The organism is Branchiibius cervicis (genome assembly GCF_042661605.1).
Classification (GTDB): Bacteria; Actinomycetota; Actinomycetes; order Actinomycetales; family Dermatophilaceae; genus Branchiibius; species Branchiibius cervicis.
In genome coordinates this window covers 1-22183 of the sequence record NZ_JBHSWJ010000002.1, presented here as the reverse complement: position 1 = coordinate 22183, position 22183 = coordinate 1, and the positions used below count along the sequence as shown (strand labels likewise).

Annotated in this window: 19 protein-coding genes and 1 pseudogene; 10 read left to right on the top strand and 10 right to left on the bottom strand. The window is 68.1% G+C overall.

The genetic code is table 11. The features are described from left to right. Positions 1-45: 45 nt before the first annotated feature. The 3 genes from ACFQBT_RS00330 to ACFQBT_RS00320 all read right to left on the bottom strand — a co-directional run bounded on the left by ACFQBT_RS00330 (position 46) and on the right by ACFQBT_RS00320 (position 2860). Positions 46-1227: an ABC transporter permease gene (locus ACFQBT_RS00330; RefSeq protein WP_377819829.1), complete on the bottom strand. Its 1182-nt coding sequence runs from the start codon at positions 1225-1227 to the stop codon at positions 46-48. Next, a complete protein-coding gene (locus ACFQBT_RS00325; RefSeq protein WP_377819827.1) occupies positions 1224-2135 on the bottom strand; it encodes an ABC transporter ATP-binding protein in 912 nt (303 codons plus the stop codon). The genes ACFQBT_RS00330 and ACFQBT_RS00325 overlap by 4 nt, the downstream gene beginning before the upstream one ends. A gap of 65 nt (positions 2136-2200) precedes the next feature. Further along, complete coding sequence (locus ACFQBT_RS00320; protein ID WP_377819826.1) at positions 2201-2860, bottom strand: response regulator; 660 nt, start codon at positions 2858-2860, stop codon at positions 2201-2203. A gap of 54 nt (positions 2861-2914) precedes the next feature. Here ACFQBT_RS00320 and ACFQBT_RS00315 point away from each other — a divergent pair, with 54 nt between their 5' ends. Both ACFQBT_RS00315 and ACFQBT_RS00310 read left to right on the top strand, forming a co-directional pair. Next, positions 2915-4663, top strand: coding sequence for a pyruvate dehydrogenase (locus ACFQBT_RS00315; protein WP_377819825.1), 1749 nt, complete (start codon positions 2915-2917; stop codon positions 4661-4663). Between the two features lie 131 nt (positions 4664-4794). Then, positions 4795-5184: a hypothetical protein gene (locus ACFQBT_RS00310; protein ID WP_377819824.1), complete on the top strand. Its 390-nt coding sequence runs from the start codon at positions 4795-4797 to the stop codon at positions 5182-5184. 7 nt (positions 5185-5191) lie between these two features. Here ACFQBT_RS00310 and ACFQBT_RS00305 read toward each other — a convergent pair whose 3' ends face one another. Together ACFQBT_RS00305 and serS are read right to left on the bottom strand one after the other, a co-directional pair. Then, positions 5192-6463: a sensor histidine kinase gene (locus tag ACFQBT_RS00305; protein ID WP_377819858.1), complete on the bottom strand. Its 1272-nt coding sequence runs from the start codon at positions 6461-6463 to the stop codon at positions 5192-5194. An 18-nt stretch (positions 6464-6481) separates the two neighbouring features. Continuing rightward, positions 6482-7792: a serine--tRNA ligase gene (serS, locus tag ACFQBT_RS00300; protein WP_377819852.1), complete on the bottom strand. Its 1311-nt coding sequence runs from the start codon at positions 7790-7792 to the stop codon at positions 6482-6484. Between the two features lie 144 nt (positions 7793-7936). Between serS and ACFQBT_RS00295 the strand changes: the two genes are divergently transcribed. Both ACFQBT_RS00295 and ACFQBT_RS00290 read left to right on the top strand, forming a co-directional pair. Further along, positions 7937-8743 carry a diacylglycerol/lipid kinase family protein gene (locus tag ACFQBT_RS00295; protein WP_377819822.1) on the top strand — a complete coding sequence of 269 codons (807 nt, stop codon included), beginning with the start codon at positions 7937-7939 and terminating at the stop codon, positions 8741-8743. A gap of 57 nt (positions 8744-8800) precedes the next feature. Continuing rightward, complete coding sequence (locus ACFQBT_RS00290; RefSeq protein ID WP_377819821.1) at positions 8801-9538, top strand: class F sortase; 738 nt, start codon at positions 8801-8803, stop codon at positions 9536-9538. Here the strand turns inward: ACFQBT_RS00290 and pheA are convergent. Both pheA and ACFQBT_RS00280 read right to left on the bottom strand, forming a co-directional pair. Further along, positions 9535-10452: a prephenate dehydratase gene (pheA, locus tag ACFQBT_RS00285; RefSeq protein ID WP_377819820.1), complete on the bottom strand. Its 918-nt coding sequence runs from the start codon at positions 10450-10452 to the stop codon at positions 9535-9537. The two genes, ACFQBT_RS00290 and pheA, sit on opposite strands and share 4 nt — an antisense overlap. Beyond that, positions 10452-10876 (bottom strand): annotated as a pseudogene (locus ACFQBT_RS00280) (DUF4446 family protein). Before ACFQBT_RS00280 ends, pheA begins: the two are co-directional and overlap by 1 nt. A 90-nt stretch (positions 10877-10966) precedes the next feature. Between ACFQBT_RS00280 and ACFQBT_RS00275 the strand changes: the two are divergent. Next, positions 10967-11608 (top strand): TMEM165/GDT1 family protein, encoded by a 642-nt coding sequence (locus tag ACFQBT_RS00275; protein ID WP_377819819.1) that lies wholly within the window; start codon positions 10967-10969, stop codon positions 11606-11608. An 18-nt stretch (positions 11609-11626) separates the two neighbouring features. Next, positions 11627-13735, top strand: a complete 2109-nt coding sequence (locus tag ACFQBT_RS00270) for a hypothetical protein (protein ID WP_377819818.1) — start codon at positions 11627-11629, stop codon at positions 13733-13735. Here the strand turns inward: ACFQBT_RS00270 and ACFQBT_RS00265 are convergent. From ACFQBT_RS00265 to ACFQBT_RS00255, 3 genes are read right to left on the bottom strand one after another with little or no spacing between them, the layout of a single operon-like run. Beyond that, positions 13626-14849 (bottom strand): glycosyltransferase 87 family protein, encoded by a 1224-nt coding sequence (locus ACFQBT_RS00265; protein ID WP_377819856.1) that lies wholly within the window; start codon positions 14847-14849, stop codon positions 13626-13628. The genes ACFQBT_RS00270 and ACFQBT_RS00265 overlap by 110 nt on opposite strands. Positions 14850-14874: 25 nt before the next feature. Beyond that, a complete protein-coding gene (locus ACFQBT_RS00260; protein ID WP_377819816.1) occupies positions 14875-15369 on the bottom strand; it encodes a hypothetical protein in 495 nt (164 codons plus the stop codon). Continuing rightward, complete coding sequence (locus ACFQBT_RS00255; protein ID WP_377819815.1) at positions 15312-15536, bottom strand: hypothetical protein; 225 nt, start codon at positions 15534-15536, stop codon at positions 15312-15314. Before ACFQBT_RS00255 ends, ACFQBT_RS00260 begins: the two co-directional genes overlap by 58 nt. Positions 15537-15609: 73 nt before the next feature. Between ACFQBT_RS00255 and ACFQBT_RS00250 the strand changes: the two genes are divergently transcribed. The 4 genes from ACFQBT_RS00250 (at position 15610) to aspT (ACFQBT_RS00235) (ending at position 22077) form a co-directional block, all read left to right on the top strand. Continuing rightward, entirely contained in the window at positions 15610-17637 is a 2028-nt protein-coding gene (locus tag ACFQBT_RS00250; RefSeq protein ID WP_377819814.1) for a DUF2339 domain-containing protein, read from the top strand. Positions 17638-17763: 126 nt separating this feature from the next. Then, positions 17764-18573, top strand: coding sequence for a GNAT family N-acetyltransferase (locus ACFQBT_RS00245; protein WP_377819813.1), 810 nt, complete (start codon positions 17764-17766; stop codon positions 18571-18573). 84 nt (positions 18574-18657) lie between these two features. Next, complete coding sequence (gene aspT, locus ACFQBT_RS00240) at positions 18658-20346, top strand: aspartate-alanine antiporter (RefSeq protein ID WP_377819812.1); 1689 nt, start codon at positions 18658-18660, stop codon at positions 20344-20346. Between the two features lie 27 nt (positions 20347-20373). Beyond that, on the top strand, positions 20374-22077 hold the full coding sequence (gene aspT / locus ACFQBT_RS00235; RefSeq protein WP_377819855.1) for an aspartate-alanine antiporter: 1704 nt from the start codon (positions 20374-20376) through the stop codon (positions 22075-22077). Positions 22078-22183 lie beyond the last annotated feature (106 nt).

Sequence of the window (22183 nt, the reverse complement as noted above, 5' to 3'; positions counted from 1 at the left end):
CCTCAATCTATGAGGAAAGGAGGCGCCGCACCATGTCGGGAATACTCAGTCGTCGGTGAGGGCAAGGGCCTCCCGGTAGCTGAGCCGGTGGCCGGTCTGCAGCAGCGACCGCCGGTACAACCGCTCCGCGATGCGCACGATGTAGTACGCCGCGGCCAGCCCGATCAGCAACGCGACCACCGGTTCCCACCATGCGGCGTCCCCCGACACCACCCGCACGGGCATTGCGATCGTCGAGAAGAGCGGCACGTAGGACGCGATGGTCAGGAACAGCCCCTTACCGGTGATCCCGACGATGAAGACGATGACCACGAGCATCGTCAACGGAGTCGACGTGGATTGCAGGTCCTCGTTGCGGGTCGCGAGTGCCCCAGCCACCGCCCACACTGCGGCGAAGGTCACGAATCCCACCACGAAGAACAGGACGAACCAGAAGATGCCGCTCGACACCTGCGACAAAAGGTCACGACGACCGGTCGCGACGAGGCCGATGATGCCGGCCAGCGCGAAGATCGCGACCTGGGCCAGGGCCAGGACCGTGTTGCCGACCACCTTGCCGATCAGCAGCTGCCGCAACGGAATCGCGCTGGCCAGGATTTCGACGATCCGGTTCTGCTTCTCCTCGATGACGCTGCTGGCGATCGACATCCCGAACAGCAGCGCCGCGATGTAGAACAGGAATCCGAAGACCAGCCCGATGATCTTGCCGGTGCTCTGCTGGTCATCGCCCGATTGCAACAAGTCGTACCTGACGGTGCTGCCCTTGGCCAACTGGTCCAGGGAGACCCCGGCGGCGGCCGCGTTACGTTGCAACGCATCCTGCTGGACCGCTTGCGGGATCCACGTCTGCGCGGCACTGTCCTTGCTGGACTTGCCGACCAGTCGCCAGCCGCCGTCACTGGTGGGAAGGAGCGCCACATCCGCCTTGCCGTCAGTCACGGCACGCTCGGCCGCCGCTTGATCGGCGTACGTCGAGGTCTTGAAGGTCACCTTGTCCGAACCGGCCTCGTGAGCGGCCTTTTCCGCCTGCTGGGTCACGGTCGTCGCGCTCGAACTGAGCACTGCGACGTTGGTGGTCTGGGGCCGGCTGGCCAGGTAACCCTGGACCGCCAGGGTGCCCAGGATCAATGCCAGCACCACCACGGTCGAGACGATGAAGTTGCGATCCTTCAGCTTGACCGACATCTCCCGGGCGGCCACGATCCGCCACAACTGGTTGGTCTTCATGCCGGCACCTCCTGCTGGCTGTGAGCTGTTCCTGCGGTCACTTCGCGATAGATGTCGGCCAGGCTGGGCCGGATCGGCCCGAACTCCTGCACCGAGCCCCGGGCCATCGCCTCGCGCAGTACTGCGTCCGACTGCTCCGGCGAATCGAACTGCACGACAGCGGTATTGCCTTCGATGTCGACGACGTGCACGCCCTGATCGCGCAGCCATCCGGCGTCGCCGCCCAGGACCAAACGGTGGCGGACCGCCTCCGTGGCGCGCAGATCGTCAGCGGTTCCCTCGGCCACGACCCGGCCGCGGGAGAGGATGACCAGCCGGTCGCAGAGCCGCTCGACCAGATCCAGTTGGTGGGAAGAGAACAACACCGGCACACCGCGTCCGGTGAACTCGCGCAGCAGCGCCGCCATCGAGTCGACCGCCGCGGGGTCCAGGCCGGAGAAGGGTTCGTCCAGCACCAGCATGGTGGGATCGGCTACCAACGCGGCGATGATCTGGACCCGCTGCTGATTACCGAGGGACAGCGATTCCAGTTTGTCGCCGGTCCGCTCGCCGAGGTCGAACCGCTCCAGCAACTCGGTCGAGCGGGTGGCTGCATCCTGCGCGCTCAGGCCGCGCAGCCGGGCCAGGTAGATCAACTGGTCCAGGATCGGCTGCTTGGGGTAGAGGCCGCGCTCCTCGGGCATGTAGCCGAAGCCGCGACGGTCGGCGGTGGTGATGGCCCGATCCTGCCAATCGATCTGTCCACCGTGTTGGGCCAGAACGCCCATGATCATCCGCATCGTGGTCGTCTTGCCGGCGCCGTTACCGCCGACGAAGCCGGTCATCGCCCCGTCCGGCACGGTGAAACCGACCCGGTCGACGGCCAGGTGGTCACCGAACCGTCGAGTGACGTCTCGTAGTTCCAACATGCTTGCGACGCTATGGCCGACGACCGGGCCCGCGGATCCACCCGCGGGCGGAGATCGACCTGCCGCTACTCCCCCGGCAGGACGAGGCCGCTTTCGTAAGCGCGTACGACGGCCTGCACCCGGTCGCGTAACTGCAACTTGGCCAGGACGCTCGACAGGTGGGTTTTGACGGTGCTTTCGCCCAACACCAGGTGCTGCGCTATCTCCGCATTGGACAGACCCTTGCCGACGAGGGTGAGCACCTCGAGCTCACGCGGGGTGAGTTGCTCCAGAGCGCGGTCCGGCTCCGGGGTGGGGGTCGCCGTACTGCGCTCGATCACCCGGCGGGTCACCTCGGGCGCCAGCAGGGCGTAACCACGGCCGACGGTGCGGATCGCGTCGGCCAACTCCTCGGGGCTGGTGTTCTTCAACAGGAAGCCGCTGGCTCCCGCGGCCAGGCCTTCGAAGAGATAATCGTCACGATCGAACGTCGTCAGCAAAAGCACCTTCGCGGTGCCGGCCGACACGATGCTGCGACACGCGTCGATGCCGTTGCACCGGGGCATCTCGACGTCCATCAGGACAACGTCCGGCGCCAATCGGGCTGTCGCCTCGACGGATTGGGCACCGTCGGCCGCTTCACCGACGACCTCGATGTCGGGCTCGACCGACAGCATCATCGCGAAACCGCTGCGGACCAGGGCCTGATCATCGACGACCAGGATGCGCAAGGGTGCCTCGGACATGGCTCGACCATATCCAGCGGCTAGCGTGGGACTACCCGCCGACCGAGAGGACGCATGCTCGTGAAACTCGCCCAGCAACTTGTCGGACAACTGCAGGACGCCGGGGTGCGCCGGATCTACGGGATCGTGGGCGACAGCCTGAATCCCATCGTGGACGCGGTGCGGGAGACCGGGGGCAGCGCCAAGGGCGGGATCGACTGGGTCCATGTCCGGCACGAAGAGGCAGCGGCGTTCGCCGCCTCCGCCGATGCCCAGTTGACCGGTGAACTGGCCGTGTGCGCGGGCTCCTGCGGCCCGGGCAACCTGCACCTGATCAATGGCCTGTACGACGCGAACCGCACCGGGGCGCCCGTCCTGGCGATCGCCAGTCACATCCCGAGCGTCCAGATCGGGCAGTCCTACTTCCAGGAGACCCACCCCGACCGGCTCTTCAACGAATGCAGTGTCTACAGCGAGTTGATCAGCACCCCGCAGCAGTCCCCGCGGGTCGTGCACGCGGCTATCTCGCACGCGCTCGGCGATGGCGGCGTGGCGGTGGTGACGCTGCCCGGCGATCTGGCGTCGCTGGACGCGCAGGGTGAGGCACCGGCGTACGTGCCGATCGAGCACGGCCACCTGATGCCCGCGCCGACCGTGGTGCAGCAGTTGGCCGAGGCGATCAACGCCGCGTCGCGGGTGGCGATCTTTGCCGGCTACGGCACCGGTGAGGCGCACGATCAGGTGATTGCGCTCGCCGAGAAGATCGGTGCGCCCATCGGGCACAGCCTGCGCGGCAAGGACCAGATCCAGTGGGACAACCCCTATGACGTGGGGATGACCGGTCTGCTCGGGTACGGCGCGGCAGCCGCCGGGATCGAGGACGCCGACCTGTTGCTCCTGCTGGGGACCGACTTCCCCTACGACCAGTTCCTGCCCGATGTGCGCACCGCTCAGGTCGACCGGCGGGCCGCGATCATCGGGCGCCGGACCGGGGTGGACCTGCCGGTCCACGGCGATGTGCTGCCCACGTTGCTGGCGCTGGAGGAGTTGGTCGAGCCGAAGAAGGACCAGAAGTTCCTGGCCAAGACACTCAAGAAGCACGAGCGGCTGATGAGCAAAGCCGTTGGTGCGTATACGAAGAACGTCGAGACCCGAGTCCCGATCCACCCTGAGTACGCCGCGTCGATCCTGGACAAGGTGGCGGCGCCGGACGCGATCTTCACCGCGGACACCGGTATGTGCAACGTGTGGACGGCCCGCTACATCGAGCCGTTGGGAACGCGCCGGTTGATCGGGTCCTTCCTGCACGGGTCGATGGCCAATGCCCTTCCGCAGGCGCTGGGCGCGCAGTTCGCCTTCCCGAACCGTCAGGTGGTGGCGGTCTGCGGCGACGGCGGGCTGTCGATGCTGCTGGGCGACATGCTGACCGCCCGGATGTACGACCTGCCGATCAAGGTCATGGTGTTCAACAACGCCACGCTCGGCATGGTCAAGCTCGAGATGCTCGTCGATGCCATGCCTGACTACGGAACCGACACTCCCTCAGTCAATTTCGCCGATATCGCGGCGGCAATGGGCTGGCATTCGATCCGGGTCACCGACCCGCGGCAGTTGGAGGGCGCGTTCGGGGAATCACTTGCCTCGGACGGTCCGTCGTTGGTGGACATCGTCACCGATCCGCGCGCGTTGTCCATCCCGCCCAAGATCACCTCCGACCAGGTCTTCGGCTTCGCGACGGCCATGAGCAAGATCGTGCTCAACGGCGGCGCCGGGGAGGCCGTGGCGATGGCACGGTCCAACCTGCGCAACATCCCGCGCGGCTGAGGACTTGCCTCGACGGCCGGCCAGACGAAACGGCAGTGATCGCTGGCGATCACAGGCTTGCCCTGGTGGGGTGACGGTATGGCTTCAGACCCGGCGCCGAGGACGTTGCTCGCTGGTCCCGTCTGCTCCTCGTGCGGGCCGCGACCTTCGTCCTCATCACGCACTCGGCCGTCGCACGTCAACTCGGTATCAGTCAGCCCGCGGTGACCAAACAGCTCGGTGCCACGAAACTCGCTGACGTCCAACGCCTCGATCGGGCGCTTCTCCTCGAGGCCTGCCCGCCTGATGCCGCGCCAGTTCACGTCTCGTCGTCGGACGACGACGCGACGCAGCGGGCCTGGCTTGACCAAGCGACCGCCTGGATGTTCGGTGAATCGCTGGTCGAAGCCGTCGACGAGCCACCTTTTGATGCCTTGGTGACGGTGCCCATGGGGATCGGACACAACGAGGTCGACGAGTTGTCCGGCATGCTCCAGCGACTGCTGCGGCGGGACGTCATCATCCACCCCGTCGCCGGGTGAACCCGACCTACACCAGGAAGGGGATCCGCGCCCGCACGCGGAACCCTCCGGTCGCCCGCGGACCGATGTCCGCTTCGCCGCCGAGGGCGGCGACGCGTTCGCGGATGCCCTGCAGCCCCAGGCCCGTCCCTGCGGTCCCCGCCAGAGTGGAGCCGCCGTCGAGAACCTCCACCTCGACGTACGCGCCATCTCCGGCCCGCACGACACGCACAGTCACCGACGCAAACGTCGCGGAGGAGTGCGCGCGCACGTTGGACAGCGCCTCCTGCACTACCCGATACACCCCGAAACCCGCTGCTGCGGGCACCCGCTCGGCCAGGCCATCGACGTCCACCAGCACGTACGTCGTGCCAAGACCCAGCGTGTCGAACTGGGCTACCAGCGCCGGGACGTCCGCCAACGTCGGTGGCGGAGTCCTCGACTCGGCGTCGTCGCCGCGCAACGTTCCGACCAGGGAGCGCATCTCGGTGACGGCCGAACGGGCCGATGACTCAACGGTTTCCAGCGCACCGGCCGCTGCTGGCGGATCAACCGTGAGCACGCGTCGCGCGGCGGCTGCTTGCACGCCCATCAGCGCCACGTGATGCGCGACCACATCATGCAGCTCGCGGGCGATCCGGACGCGTTCGTCGACGACCGACCGGTCACGCAACTCGGCGGCCTGTCGCTCGATCAGCCCCGCCTGGCCGGCCAGCGCGGCCCGCTGCCGGGCGTTGCGCCAATCCAGCGCTCCACCCAGGATCGCGCCGCCGAAGTAGATCGCGTTGATCAGGTAGATGTAACCGGTCAGCGCAGCATAGGGGAACGGGCCCGGAGACGAGGCACCGTTTGAGGTCCGGTGGACCAGATCGACAGTCACCCACACCATCAACGCAGCGACGCACAACAGCACGACCGCCACCGTCCGGCCACGCGGCGCACCCCAGGCGATTGCCGCGTAGAAGACTGCGAGGAAAAGGAATTGCAGCACGAGGCTCACCGCGAGCGGCGGTAGCAGGATCCCGGTCACGAGCCACAGCACCGTGATGGCTGCGACGGTCGCCACCGGGAATCGCCGGCGCCACACGATGAGCACACCCGCGAGTACCAGCGGCAGGTGCTGCACCACTTCCGGTGCGGCGATCTGGCTCAGCGAGCCCAGGCTGCGTTCCAGCTCCAGACCGACCGCTCCCACCACCAGGAAGCCGACCGCAATCGCGATATCCCGGCGCCACCAACGCGAAGGAAGCGGTCGACGCCATGGATCTCCGACACCGAAAAACGCCCCAACTGTCGCCACCGGGCCAGGCTAGCCAGGTCAGGTGACCGGCTTGAGGACATCCTCACCGACGTACGGCGCGAGCGCGGCGGGCACTCGGACCGAGCCGTCCGACTGCTGGTGGTTCTCCAGAATCGCCACCAGCCACCGCGTCGTCGCCAACGTGCCGTTCAGCGTTGCAACGATCTCCGACTTGCCCTCGTCCGTGCGGAACCGGGTGTTCAGGCGGCGGGCCTGGTACGTCGTACAGTTCGAGGTCGACGTCAACTCGCGGTACCGACCCTGGGTCGGCACCCACGCCTCGCAGTCGAATTTGCGCGCCGCCGGGTTGCCCAGATCGCCCGCCGCGGTGTCGATGATCCGGTACGGCACCTCGATCTTGGCCAGCATCTCCCGCTCCCAGCCCAACAACCGCTCGTGCTCGGCCTGCGCCTGCGCGGGATCGCAGTAGACGAACATCTCCAACTTCTGGAACTGGTGCACCCGGATGATCCCCCGGGTGTCCTTGCCGTGCGAGCCGGCCTCGCGGCGGTAACAGGTCGACCAGCCGGCGTAGCGCTTCGGCCCCTTCGACAAGTCGATGATCTCGTCGGCGTGGTAGCCCGCGAGCGCCACCTCCGAGGTACCGGTCAGGTACAGGTCGTCGGCTTCGAGCCGGTAGACCTCATCGGCGTGTTCGTCGAGGAACCCGGCACCGGTCATGATGTCCGGCCGGACCAGCGACGGCGTGATCATCGGGGTGAACCCGTGCTCCACCGCGAAGGCCAGACCCATCTGCAACAGACCCAGTTCGAGCCGGGCGCCGACACCGGTCAGGAAGTAGAACCGCGAGCCGGCGACCTTGGCGCCCCGCTCCATGTCGATCGCCCCCAGCTTCTCGCCGAGGGCCAGGTGGTCCAGCGGCTCGAAATCGAACTGCGTCGGGGAACCCACGACCTCACGGACCGTGTAGTCGTCCTCCCCGCCGCTGGGTACACCGTCGACGATGATGTTGCCGACCTTCTTCAACAGCGCCTCGAAGGTCGCCGACTGTTCGTCGGCCTGGGCCTCCAGCGACTTCACCTGCGCCGCGAGGGCGGCCGCGTCGGCGCGGGCCTGCTCGGCCTGTTGCTGCAGGGCCGTGACATCCTCGCCGCGTTTGCGGGCGGCGTTCAACTGGCCCATCGCGGCGCCGACCTGCTTGCTGACCGACTTCTGCTGCGAGCGCAGTTCCTCGAAATGCGACAGCGCGTTGCGTCGCGCGGAGTCGGCCGCCAGGATCTGGTCCACCAGGGACTCGTCGGCTCCCCGGGCTCGTTGGCTGGCCTTGACCCGCTCCGGGTCCTCCCGCAACACCTTGATGTCGATCACGATCGACAAGGCTAGCCTGGCCCTGGGATAGGTTGCGGTCATGCCCACGGCTGCGGTGATCGTCAACCCGACCAAGGTGTCCGACGCCGCCACCCTGCGATCGCAGGCCCGCGGCGTTTTCGAGCGCCACGGGTGGGGGAACCCATGTGGTTCGAGACCACCGCGAAGGACACCGGGCGCGGTCAAACGATCCAGGCCATCGAGCACGGTGCCGATCTGGTCTGCCCGTACGGCGGGGACGGGACCGTCCGCGCGGTGGCCAGTGGTGCTCTGGGCAGCGGGGTCCCGTTGGGACTGCTCAGTGCCGGTACCGGGAATCTGCTGGCCCGCAACATGAAGCTGCCGCACCGGCGGTTCCAGGACGGCTTGGTGGCCGCGCTCACCGGCACTCCCCGGCCCATCGATGTCATGCGGATCACCATCGACCGCGACGGCTCCGGTGGGTGGAGCGAACCCGAATACGGCCTGGTGATGGCCGGATTCGGCCTCGATGCAGACATCCTCGGCGGCACCCCCGAGGCCCTGAAGGCCAGGCTGAGCTGGCTGGCCTATCCGGTCAACGGGCTGCGGCACATTCGGCACAACCACATCCCGATGACCGTCACCTTCGATGCCGATCAACCGGTCGACACCGAGGTCACCACCGTCATCGTGGGCTCGTGCGGACTCCTCACCGGCGGGGTGCAACTGATGCCCGGTGCCCGCTTCGACGACGGTGAGCTGGACGCCGTCATAATCCGCGCCGGCGGTGCCCTCGGCTGGCCGAAAGTCGTCACCAGCATTTTGAGCCGCTCCAAACGCTCGACCCACGCGGTGGAACGCCGGGTCGCCGAAGCCGTCGACCTGCGAGCCGGTACGCCGACCCCCATCGAGATCGACGGCGACCACCTGGGCAGTGCGATCGGCGTACGCCTCGAAGTGCTGCCCAGCGCGCTGAGCGTCCGCGGCTGATCCGCCGCCGGCCCGGGCGGCGTCGGAGCGGCCAGGTTCACCAGGCACACTCTGAGCATGACTCGCCGCCTGCTCGCCCCCGCCGTCCTGGCCGCGGCCGCACTCACGCTCAGCGCGTGCGGTGGCGGGGCTTCGAACTCCTCATCGGGTACGCCGAGCGGCACCACCGGCACCGCCGCGACGAGCAGTTCCGCACCGACCAGCACCTCGACCACCGCCACCTCCTCCGCCGGCAGCGCCACGACCGGTCATTCCCCGAGCACGAGCACGGGTTCGACGGCTACAGCCGGCAGCGTCCTGCCGAACCCCACCGGGTACAGCACGCCGACCTCCGTGATGCCGGTCGGCAACGGCTGCGTGCCCGCGCGGTTGTCCGTCAGCAGTGTCGGCATCGACGGCGAGCAGGTCGTGGCGATGGGCACCAACGCCCAGGGGCAGATCTACCCGCCGCCGAAAACGACCATGTGGTACGACAAATCGGCCCAGTTGGGCACCAGCGGTCGCACGGTCATCGCCGGCCACGTGACCTACGACGGCCCGGATGAGTTCTACGACCTGGACCGGGTGCGCACCGGTGCACCCGTGGACATCACCTGCACCGACGGGCGCCACCTGACCTACACGGTCACCGACAAACGATCCGAGCTGAAGACGAAGGTCACGACCGACCAGCAGGTGTGGGGCGGCAGTTCGTCACCGGTCCTGGTGCTCATCACCTGCGACAAGAACAGCCCGCTCATCGGTCAGCACCACCTGAACAACTACCTGGTCTGGGCCGAACCGGCCGCCTCCTAACCCAGCGACCGCAGCCATTCCCGCGCATCGGCGAAGGCTGCGTCGGTGGCGGCTGGTTCAACGGTGGCAGCTCGCAGATCGGCCCGCGGGTACGAACCCAGGAAACGCACGTCCGCGGCGGTCCGCCGCAGTCCGAGAAGGGCGTCCGCGACCCGTTCGTCGCGCAGATGCCCCTCCAGATCGATCGAAAAACAGTAGCTACCCATCGCCGCACCGGTCGGCCGCGACTCCAATCGGGTCAGGTTGATTCCGCGGGTCGCGAACTGCTCCAACAACTCCAGCAGGCCCCCGGCCCGGTCGGAGTGCTGGTAGAGCACAAGCGTGGTCTTGTCGAAGCCGGTCGGTGTCGGCAGCCAACCGGGCCGCGCCACCAGCACGAACCGCGTCACCGCCGACTTGTTGTCGCCGATGTCCTCCGCGAGCACCTCGAGGCCGCCGGCGGCGACCGGAGCGCAGACGGCTGCGTCGTACGGCGCGGGCTCACCGGCCGCGAGCGCCGCCTCGAGTGCCTGGGGCCCGGCGGCAGTTGACAGCGCCGGCACGTACGTCGCGCCGGGAGTGTTCGCTGCCGCCCAGCCGCGCACCTGTGCCCAGGCGTGCGAGTGGGTGCCGATCGTGCGGATGTCCGCGAGCGTCGTACCGGACGGCGCGACCAGCACGAAGGTGATGGGCACGAGGACTTCCCCGACGATCACCAGTTGCAGTGCGTTGAGGGCGTCGATGGTGGCCGGGACACCGCCCTCGATGGAGTTCTCGATCGGCACCATCGCGGAGTCGACGTCGCCGGACTGCACCGCGCGCAACGCGGCGTCGACGGTGGCGAAGGGCACGTGCTCGGCGCCCTGCGCCGGCCGCCAGGACAGCAGAGCCGCCTGGGTGAACGTGCCCTCGGGACCGAAGTATCCGTAGCGCATCAGGCGTCCTTCCGGTTGGTGCGGGCGGCGGCAATGGCCTGCTGCTCCTCGGGGGTGAGCTTCACCTCGGAGCGCCCGGAGAGCACACCCTTGGCGTAGGTGCGCGACTCGTCGCGGGCGTGGATCGAGGTGATGACCAGTCCGTCGCCGGAGTCGTCCAGCAGCGCCGCCGAGAACGATAGCTGCCCCCGGAATCGCCGAACGCGTCGTACCGCACGACCGCGACGTGCCGCAGGGCGGCGGCCACGTGCGGTGTGAGCCCGTCGACACGCGCGGCGAGGGCGCCCAGGTGCCGCTCGATCGCCGTACTGCGATCGGCCTGGCGGGTGAGCACCGCGAGCGCGTCACGTCGCTGGTCCGGGGGCCACAACGCCGTGAACTGCCGCTGGATCGCGCGCAACCGCAACAGCGCGGCCGCCGCCACCAGCAGCGCCAGCACGGCGAGGGTGAGGGCCAGCGCGAGCAGGGCGGTTTGCACGGATCGAGGGTACGGCGTAGGTAGACTTCGCGGGTCATGGATATCGGGCTGATGGTCACCGTCTTCGTGACCATCTTCCTGGTCGAACTGCCGGACAAGACGTTCATCGCGACCCTGGTCCTGGCCACCCGCTACCGGCCGATCCTGGTCTGGATCGGGGTGTGCGCGGCCTTCCTCGTGCAGACGGTGGTCGCGGTCGCGTTCGGCGGCCTGATCGGCCGGTTGCCGGAGAAGCCGGTGCATGCCGTGGTGATGGTGCTGTTCGCGATCGCCGCGGTCCTGCTGATCCGCAGTGCCAAGGACGCCTCCGCCGAAGAGGCCGAGACCGAGGAGGAGTTCGAGCAGAAGACGACCCGGCCCGCGTCCGGTTTCCACGCGGTGACCGCGTCGTTCCTGATCCTCTTCCTGGCGGAATGGGGCGACCTGTCCCAGTTGGCGACCGCCGGTTTCGTGGCCAAGAGCGGCGGCGGCCTGGGTGTCGCGCTCAGTGTGGGTGTCGGCGCGTTCCTGGCGCTGGCCGCGGTGTCGGGGCTGGCGGTGCTGCTGGGCCGCAAACTGCTCGACCACGTACCCCTGTCGATCATCCGGCTCGTCGGCGGTTTGGTCTGCGCACTGTTCGCGGTCCTGCTCGCGTTGGGACTCTTCGGGGTCTCGCTGCCGTCCTGGCTACCTATCTGAGCCGCTTAACCTTGCGGGGTGATCCGGCGCTGGCTTCTTGCGGTGGCCGTCGTCGTGCTCGGGATCAGTGCGGCGTCGGCCGCGATCAGCGCGTTGTCGGCCCGGCCCGCGGTCCAGACGATCAAGCAGCCGGGCCGGTTGGTCATCGTGTCGATGCCCACCCTGACCTTCGACGGCGCGAATTCGCATACGACGCCGGCGCTGTGGGCGATGGCCCGCACCGGCGCGGTCGCCGCCCTGACCACCCGCAACCTGACGGCGCACAGTTGCAGCAACCAGTCCTGGTTGACCTTCGGCGCCGGATCGCGCACGACCATCGGCCAGCCGGTCGGTGAAACGCCCACCGGCGCTCGACCGGGCACCTGCAGTCCCGAGTTGCAGCCGGTGCAGGACGGCGAGGGCGCCTACTACCCGGATTGGGCCACGTGGCGCGCCTCAGCACCCGGCGCCGGCACCACCACCGATCTGGGGCTGGTCGCCTCGTCGTTGGAAGCCCACGGGCAGTGCCTCATGGCCGCCGGCAAGTACGTCGCTCTCGGGGCGGCCGACCGGACCGGCCGGATCGCGCACTACCAGCGCAGCGTCGACGACGTGTCGCTCACGACCTGTCCGGTGACCTTGATCGGCCTGGACGGACCCGACGACCGCTACCTGTCGCAACTCCTGGCCCGGTTGCCGGCGAAGACGACGCTCGTGGTCACCGGGGCCGCCGACGACACCACACCCGAGTCCCTGCGCGCCGTGGCCATCATCGGCCCGCGCGTGCGGCACGGCCTGGCCACCTCCGCCTCCACCCGACAGGTGGGGCTGCTGCAGACCACCGACCTGTCAGCGCTGACCCTGTCGCGCATCGGGTCGGCCGCTCCCACCCTGCCCGAGGGTCGCGCGCCCGTCGTGCAGCCCACCGGCAGCCCCACGGCGCCGGTGGTCCGGGTCACGCAGTTCACCACGGCGCTGCAGATCGAGCACGCGTTCGTGCTGCCGTTCTTCGTGTGCTACCTCGGCGGGACCGCGATCGCCTGCGCCATCGGTGGGGTGTGGTGGTGGCTGAGCCGGACCGGATTCAGCCGGGGCTTGCGACGCTACTTCGCCGGTACCGCGGCGGTCGTCGCGGCGACGCCGGTGGCCACCTTGCTCGTCGGCTTCCTGCCCTGGTGGCGCGCCGACCAGCCCCGGGTGGTGCTGGGTATCTTCACCTTCGCCGGAGCGGTGTTCATCGCGGCAGCCGCCTTGCTCGGACCCTGGGGGCGCTACCGACGCGGACCGACGGTCTTCCTCGGGGCCTTCACCCTCGTCGTACTCGGATTGGACGTCGTCCACGGCTCGGCGCTGCAGCTGACCTCGCTCACGGGTCTGCAGCCGGTGTACGGCGGCCGGTTCTACGGCATGGGCAACGTTTCCTACGCGTTCTATGCAACCTGCGGGTTGTTGGTCGCGGCCTCGCTGGCCGGCGCATTACTGGACCGCGGGGCCCGGCCGCTGGCGGTTCTGACCGTCCTGTTGATCGGTGCGGCCGTCGTGGTCGTCGACGGCTACCCGGGATGGGGCGCGGACGGCGGCGGTACGGCGGCCCTGATCCCCGCGTTCGCCTACCTGGCGCTGAACGCCGCCGGGCGACGGGTGACCTGGCGGCGGATCCTGCTGATCCTGGTGGTCAGCGGGGCGTTCGTTCTCGGGCTCGCCTTCCTGGACTACCTCCGGCCCGCGCAGAACCGCACCCACCTGGGCGATTTCATGGCCGGGGTGATCCACGACGGCTCCGCCGGTCCGCTGGCCCGGATCTGGCAGGCGAACTGGACGATGCTGGTCTCGTCCCCGGTCAACCTGCTGGTGCCGGTGCTGCTGGTGCTGGCAATCATCGCGCTGGGCTTGCCCAACTCCCGACTGGGCCGCCCGTTGCGCCCGTTGTTCGAGCAGGTGACGTTCTACGACCGGGGTCTGGCGGCCGCGGCGGTCTGCTGGTTGATCGGCTTCGTCAGCAACGACTCCGGGACCGCCATCCCGCCAGCGGGACTGCTCATGGCAATACCGCTGACGGTGCTTCTCGCGGCGAGTCCGGCCTGGCGGCTCGACGACGTACCGCCGGGAGCGACCACGCCAGAACGCCGAGTAGCAGCACTGAGATAAGGCCGTAACTGTCGTTGAGCAGTTGCCAGCCGGGATTGCCGCTGGAGGAGGCCGGGAAGTCCAGACCCTGCTGCAGTCGCCACTGACCCCACCACGGCAGCGGCATCGTGAACAGCGCCCAGACAATCGCGGCGGCCAGGAGTTTGCGGACCTGCAACAGCGCTGCGAGCGCCACCACCACCCACACGAAGTGGTGGATCCACGACACCGGCGAGATGAGAACCCCCACGATGCCCACGGCGGCCGCCTCGTGCCAGAACCACCCGCGGCGGTGCGCGCGTCGGGCGATACCCAGTCCGACGACCATGACGATCAGCACCAGGACCAGCCACAGAGCACTGGAGTCCCAGTGCGCTCGTAGCAGGATCCCCCGCAACGCCTGGTTGGACGTGCCGTCGTTCAGGCCCAGTCGGTCGGGGTCCTGTAGGGCGCCGCCCCAGAACGCAAAACTGGCGTTCGGCAACAACAAGAATGCGGCCAGCGTGAAGCCGGCCGCGCTTGCGGCGGCGGCGGCGGCGCGCCACTGCCGGGTCACCAGGAGGTGAACGATGAAGATGCCGGGGGTGAGCTTGATCGAGGTAGCCAGCCCGATCAGGACACCGCGCGGGATCCGGCCGCTGCGCTCACCCAGATCGAAGAGCACCAGCGCCATGAGGAAGATGTCCACCTGACCGAATCTGATGCCGTCGCCGACCGGCTGGAGGCAGCCCACCGCGGTCCAGATCCCGGCGAGCGCAAGCGGCCACCACCGGCCGCAGCGCTGGGCCGGCTCCCGGAAGAGCCACCACACCAGGGCCGCGAGTACGGCGAACTGGGCCAGCGTCCACAACCATCCGGCCAGCCCGAAGGGGATGAGAGCCAGCAGGATGGCGAAGATGGACGCGATCGGCGGGTAGGTGAAGGGCAGCAGTTGCGGCGGCGCGGTCACGGCCGCGTAGACGGGCCGGCCGATGAGGTTGGAGATGCCGGCGTTGCGGTACACCTCGAGGTCGACCAGCCACCGGGTCGGCGGGGTCTGTACCACGAAGTGGTTGATCAGCATGTACGGACGGATCAACGCGACAAGGATGGCTGCCGCCCAGATCCAACGGGACGGGCGGGCGGCAACGGTCACCCCGGCATTCTGCCCTGTCCCCGGATCACGGCGGCGCGGCCGTAGCCGTCAAGGACGCTCGAACCGTGTCGATCTGCCCCTGGTGCGCGGCCCAGTAGGCCGGTGTGGCGGTGATGGTGATGCGGTGCTTTACCCCGGCCGGATCGAACGCGATCACGGCCCAAGCCCGCACCGGCACCTGCGCGACGCACGTCCACTGCAGTTGCAACCCGATGAGGCCGTGCTGCTCCCAGCGCGTGACCGGCACCTTCGGGGTGAAATCGGAGAAACAGCTATGTCCCCGGCCCTGGGTGAAGTCCCAGATGTTGGTGGGGTCGACGTTGTACTGCAGGATCCCTTCGCCGATCAGCGCACGTTCACGCGCGGCTGAGACATCCGTGCCGGCCCGCGGCGCCGTATCGATCTCGTGGGTCACGGTCAGGTCGGCCGGCTGCTCTCCCTGGCCGCCGACCAGCCACACGCTCATATGGACCAGGTCCTGCTGGGCCCGGGCGACGTCCTTGCGCAGGACGGCCCCCATTGCGCCGGCAGGGCCATCTGCAGCGTGTAGTCCTCGACCGTGCCCTTCGGGGGCGTCGAGCTACGCGTGGTCGACGCCCCGGGCACCGAGACCGTCGTACTGCAGCCCGACAACGTCAGCCCTACCGCTGCGACCGCCAGTCCGCGGCGCACCTTTCGCGTCTCCATGGCCGGGACGGTATCGGCGCCGACTCATCGACCGCAGAAGTTATCCACAGCCTCGGTCGATTAGTCTCGGGCCGTGGTGCGGCGTTGGGTGATCGCGGTCGTGTCGATCGCCGCGTTGTTCGCCGTCGCGTACGGCATGACCGGGCTCGTGACCGCCCAGCCCGACCCGAAGCCGGTGGCGACGAGCGGCTCGGTGGTGCTGGTCGCCGTACCCGGACTGGCCTGGACCGACGTCTCCGCCACCCGCACCCCCGACCTGTGGCAGGTGCTCGACTACGGCGCGACCGCCAACCAGGTCGTGCACACCGTGGGATCCACCGCGTGTACGCCGAGTGCCTGGCTCACGCTCGGGGCCGGACACGGCGTCGACGCGGCCGGGTGCGCTGCGCCGGCCCCGGTCGTGAGCGGGGGCACCGCGACCTGGCCGTCCTGGGCGCAGTGGCGATCCGCGGACTCCGGCATCGGCCTGCTCGGCGCAACCGCGACCCGGCACGGTCGCTGCATCGAAGCAGTCGGACCGGATGCGGCTCTGGCCGCGGCGGATTCGACCGGTCGCGTGTCCCATTACGCGGCCTCGCTCGCGACGGCATCGTTCACGACCTGTGCAGTCACGTTGGTGACAGCATCGGCCACCGAGCTCAACACCATCGTGGGGAAACTGCCCGCCACGGCGACGCTGATCGTGACGGGCCTGTCCGACGGGTCGTCCGACGACGCAGGTCTGCGGTTGGCCTACGCCCTGGGCACTGGGGTCCCGGCCGGGGTGCTGCGCTCAGCTTCGACCAAGCAACCGGCCCTGATCCAGACGGCCGATCTCACGGCGACGATGCTGCAGACGCTGGGCGCGTCCTCGCCGCCGGCTGGCGTGCACGGTTCGCCGCTGCAGGTGGTCCCCACCCCGCAAAACGCCGTGACCGCGACCGCGAACAACGCCGCCCTGGCCCGGGCGGTCTCGGTGAATCACGCCGTCCTGGTGTGGTTCTGGCTCGCGTGGGCCGTGCTCTTCGTCGGGTTGCTCGCGATGGTTGTGCGCAGCCGCCCCCGCTGGACCCGGCCCGCACTGGCGTTTCTCGCCGCCGTCCCTATCGGCACCTTCCTGGCCGGGTTGCTGCCCTGGTCGCGGTGGCCGGCGCCGGCACTGTGGCTCGTGGTGCTCTCACTGCTCTGGGCCGGGGTCATCGTGGCGATCGCCTACGCGGGACCGTGGCGGCGCTGGATCGGCTCGCCGTGGGTGACAGTGGGTGCGGTCTCGTCGGCGGTACTGGCGCTGGACGTCATGCACGGCTCGTCGCTGCAACTGCCGGCGATGCTGGGCCTGCAGCCGGAGTACGGCGGCCGTTACTACGGGATGGGCAACGCCGGGTACGCCATCTTCGCGACCGCCGTGCTGCTGCTCGCGGGGCTGCTCGGCGGCCGGTTGATCGCGGTCGACGAACGCCGCCTCGGTGCCTGGACCATCGGATTGCTCTGCGGCGCAGCGGTGCTGGTCCTGGCCGCCCCGATGTGGGGCGCCGATTTCGGTGGGCCGCCGCCCCTGCTCATTGCCGGCGGCATCATGGTGGTCCTGTCGTTGGGCCGCTCGCTGTCCTGGCGACGACTAGCACTGATCGTGGGCGTCGCGGTCCTGCTGGCGGTGATCGCGGGAGTCATCGACGCGTTGCGGCCGGCGTCGTCACGCAGCTATCTCGGCCGCTTCTTCGCCGGTCTCTTCGACGGCTCCGGCGGCATCGTCGGGGAGAAACTGGGGGCGAACCTGCGCCTGCTGGTGGCGACTCCGGTCAGTCCGTTGATCCCGTTGGCGTTGATCTTCTGCGGGTACGTCGTGTGGCTGGCGGGCCGGCCCAACCAGCCCGGGTGGTCGTGGGCCCGGCGACTGGGCGACGCCGTGGGTCTTTCCGAGCCGCTGGAGGTCGCGGCCGACACCCGGGTCGGCGCTGAGGAGGTGCCGTTCCTGCGGGAGACTGCGATCGGCGTCCTGGTGATGTGCGCAATAGCTATGTGTATCAACGATTCCGGGGTCGGAATCCCAGCCATCGCGGCACTGATCGCGTTCCCGTTCGCAGCAGTTCTGGCCACCCGCGATCCGCTGACCACCGCGTGACTTCTGCCCGATGTGTGACGACATCGCCACAAGTCGCTGCCCCCAGCAGCCCCCGCATCACGATGTGTGACGACAGAGCCGAAAATCTGGTCGTGCACCACGGCAGCCCTCTGACAAGGTGGCCACGTGAATTCGTTGCTGCAGCAGTTCCACCAGCAGATCCGTCTGGCGAACCGCGAGTCAGAGGGCGGGCCGGGGATCGTCCGGGACCTGGACGGACCGGTCCGGCGCCGCTACCCGGTCACGCCGGGGGCGTCGTACGCCATGGTCGAGTCACCCGAAGGGCTCGGTGACGATCCGGATCACTGGATCGCCCGGACGGCAGCGTTCTTCACCGCTCGCGGGGAGCGCGTGGAGTGGAAGACGTACTCCTACGACGAGCCGGCTGATCTGGGAAACCGCCTGCAAAGCAATGGTTTTCAGAAGGAGGATGACGAAGCGCTGCTGCTCGGCGAATCCGCTGCTCTTGTGCACGGGGTGGCGCTCCCCGCGGGTGTGACTCTGCGAGAGGCGGATTCGCCGCAGGATTACCACCGCATCCACGAGTTGATGCAGACCATCTGGGGTCCGCGCGATGGCGACATGACCGAGGAGCTGCGCCGCGAGAAGGAGGCCGACCCGACCAGCCTCGACGTCGTCCTCGTCGAGCAGGACCGCGAGACTCCGGTCCTCTGCGCCGCCTGGTGCCGGTACTCCCCGGGCACCGACTTCGCGTCCATGTGGGGCGGTTCGACGCTGCCCCGGTGGCGGCGGAAGGGTATCTACCGCTCGACGGTCACCTGGCGGGCGCAACGTGCGATCGACCGTGGCTACCGCTACATGCGCCTGGACACCTCACCGGACTCCCGGCCCATCCTGACCAAACTGGGGCTGCAACACGTCGCCGAGACCACGCCGTACGTGCACAGTTCACCACTCACCCGTATGGGTGATTGAAGGTCGCCGGTCGATGTGAGCCGGGCGTAGCTTGCCACAGGTAACCGCAGGTCACAGCAATGATGAGCGGATCGGGGCAGGCATATGTCGTTACTCCGGGACCATGCCGAACTGGCCATTTTCCTATGCATCGCGGGCGGCTACCTCGTCGGCAAGCTGCACCTCGGCCCGATCAAGCTCGGCGGCATCTGCGGGACGCTCATCGTCGCGCTGCTGATCGGGACCCAGCACGTCAAGGTCGACAACGACGTGAAGGTCGTCTTCTTCGCCCTGTTCATCTTCTCGTTGGGTTACATGGCCGGCCCGCAGTTCTTCGCCAACCTGAACAAGCGCAGCCTGCGCTTCCTGGTTTTGTGCCTCATCGAGATGGTCAGCGTGCTGGCCATCGCCTTCTTCCTCGCCAAGGCCTTCAAACTCGACCTGGGCACGGCCTCCGGCATTCTCGCAGGCGCAGCGACCGAGTCCGCTGTCGTCGGCACGGCCACAGAGGCCATCGGCAACGTCCCGGGTCTGAGTTCCCAACAGATCACCCAGTACCAGAACAACGTGGCCACCGGTTATACCGTCTGCTACTTCTTCGGCCTGATCACCATCGTGCTGCTGACCAGCCAGATCTATCCACTGCTGCTGCGGATCAACCTTCGTGACGAGTGCGCCAAGATCGCTCGATCGATGCGCGGCTCGAGCGACGCCATCGCCTCCGGTGAGGTGGTCGCCGCCCCCGCTCTGGTGGGACGCACCTTCCAGGTGTCCCAAGCCGCAGGCAAAACCGTCGCGGCCATCGAGTCCGATCTGAACGATGACGTCTCGGTCGAGTCGGTACGTCGTGTCGGGGCGCCCGACCTCACCGTCGACTCCGACCTGGTGCTGCAATCGGGTGACACACTTCTGCTCGTCGGCGAACGCACCGCGGAGATCAAGGCGGACTCGGTCATCGGTCCGGAGGTGGCCGGAGACCCGGAATCCCAGAGCCGGGTGGCCACCAAACAGGTGACGCTGACGCAGAAGGAGGTCGACGGCAAGACCCTGGAGCAGATGCAGGACGAGTACGGCGCGTTGCGCGGCTCCGGCGTCTACGTCACCGAGTTGATCCGCTCCACCGATCAACACCTTCCGGTCACGCCGGCCACGGTGCTTCGACGCGGCGACATCGTCACGCTCGTCGGTGCCCGCGCCGCGATCGACCGGCTGATCAAGAAGATCGGTGTCACGGTCACCAGCAATGCCACCGACTACATCTACCTGGGTCTCGGCATCGTCGTCGGCTCGTTGATCGGCCAGTTGTCGGTCAAGCTCGGAGACGTGCCGCTGTCGCTGGGCACCGGCGGCGGCTGCCTGGTCTCCGGGCTGATCTTCGGGTGGTTCCGATCGCGCACCCAGGTGATCGGCGCCTACCCACCCCAGGCGGCCACCACACTGAAAGATCTGGGTCTGTCGATCTTCATCGCGTGCACCGGCCTCGCCGCCGGCCCCGAAGCCCTCCCCATGCTCAAACAGCACGGCCTGCTCCTACCGCTCGCCGGGATCGGCATGGTGCTCATCCCGGCCACCATCTCGTTGATCGTGGGCCGCCGACTCCTGAAGATCCAGGACCCGATCCTGCTGGGTGCCATCGCCGGCCAGCAGTGCTCGACCCCGGCCATCACCTCTTTGACCCAGACCGCGGACAGCTCCGTGCCGATGCTGGGCTACACGATCACCTACGCGCTCTCCAACTTCTTACTCCCGCTCACCGGTCCGATCCTTGTCGCGATGCTCGTCGCGGCGAAGTAACCCGAGTCGAGACCGGAGGTACACCAGGTGTGGACCTTCCTGACCGACCACGTGTTCCGGCCGCACCCCGAACTTCTGGTCTTCATCACCGTCGCCATCGGCTTCTTCGCCGGCAAACTGCACTACCGCTCCATCGCGCTGGGCGCCGTCACCGGATGCCTGGTGGCCGGCCTGGTCATCGGAGCACAGGTCAAGGTGCAGATCGACGGCACGGTCAAGAACCTGTTCTTCACCCTCTTCCTGTTCGCGCTCGGCTACAAGGTGGGCCCGCAGTTCTTCCGGGGACTGAGAAAGGACGGCCTACCTCAGGTCCTCAATGCCGTGATCGTGGCCGTCACCGGCCTGCTGGTCTGTTGGCTGTTCGCGTCCATGCTCGGCTACGGGCCGGGCCTGAGCGCCGGGTTGTTGTCCGGCGCCCTCACCCAGTCGGCCGCCATCGGAACCGCGAGCGATGCCATCGCCAACCTGCCCGGCCTGAGCGCAGCGCAGGTGCAGCAGCAGCAGAACCTGGTCGCCGTCGGGTACGCCGTGTGCTACCCGCTGGGCACCATCTTGTGCGCAGTCCTGCTGGCCAACGTGCTGCCCAAGCTCTACCACTGCGACCTCGCGGCCGAATCGGCAGAACTGTCAAAGGAACTCGACACACCCGACGACGACCCTGACACCCGCAACGCATACGAGGAATCGGTACTTCGGGCCTACACCGTGGATCACGACGAGCTCGTCGGCAAGACCATCGACCAGTTCGAGCAGGATCAGAAGCAGCACGGACGGCGGATCTACATCACGCGGGTCCGTCGCGGCGGGACCATCATCCACCACACCCAGGACACCGTCCTGCAGCGCGGGGACGTCGTCGCGGTCAGCGCCCTGCGCCACGACCTGGTGGACTTCGACGCCCGCACCAATATCGGACCGGAAACCGACGACGTCACCCTGCTGGGCTACCTCAGCGAGACGATGCGCGTCGTCGCGTCCAACGACCACGAGCTGGGCCGCACGATCTCCGAACTACGCCAGCAGCCGTTCATGGTCGGGGTTTACATCGACAAGCTCTATCGGGCCGGGTCGGAATACCCGTACGTGCTGGCCACCAAGGTCGAGCGCGGTGACACGCTCATCCTGACCGGTCCCAAACGCCTCGTCGACCCGGCGGCCAGAGCCATCGGCGTACCCGTCCCTACGAGCTTCGCCACCGACATGGTGTGGGTCGGACTGGGCACGTTCCTCGGCGGCTGCCTCGGCATCCTGGCGGTGACCGTCGGCGGCGTCCCGATCTCCCTGTCCACCTCCGGCGGCGCCCTCATCATGGGTCTGGTCTTCGGCTGGCTGCGCGGCAAATACCCGACGTTCGGTCACGTCCCGCCGGGCGCCCAATGGATGATGGACACCCTCGGACTGTGCGTGTTCGTGGCCATCGTGGGCTTGAACGCCGGTCCGTCCTTCGTGTCCGGTCTCAAGCAGGCCGGCTGGGGGTTGCTGGTCTTCGGAGCGATCGCCACCGTCATCCCGTTGATCGTGGGGTTCTTGTTCGGGCACTACGTGCAAAAGATCCGCTTCCCGATCCTCATGGGTGTGCTCGCCGGCGGCCAGACCACTACCGCAGCGATCGGTGCGGTCAACGAGACGTCGCGATCGCAGATCCCCACGCTGGGGTACACGATCCCCTACGCCATCAGCAATGTCCTTCTGACCATCTGGGGGGCGGTCATCGTCATCCTCAACCACTGATCCGAACACACGACTCGTCCGATAGGAGACCCGCCATGACCACCCAGACTTTCACCCGGGCCGAGATTCACCGTCTTTCGCAGCTCAGCCCCTTCGAACTCAAGAA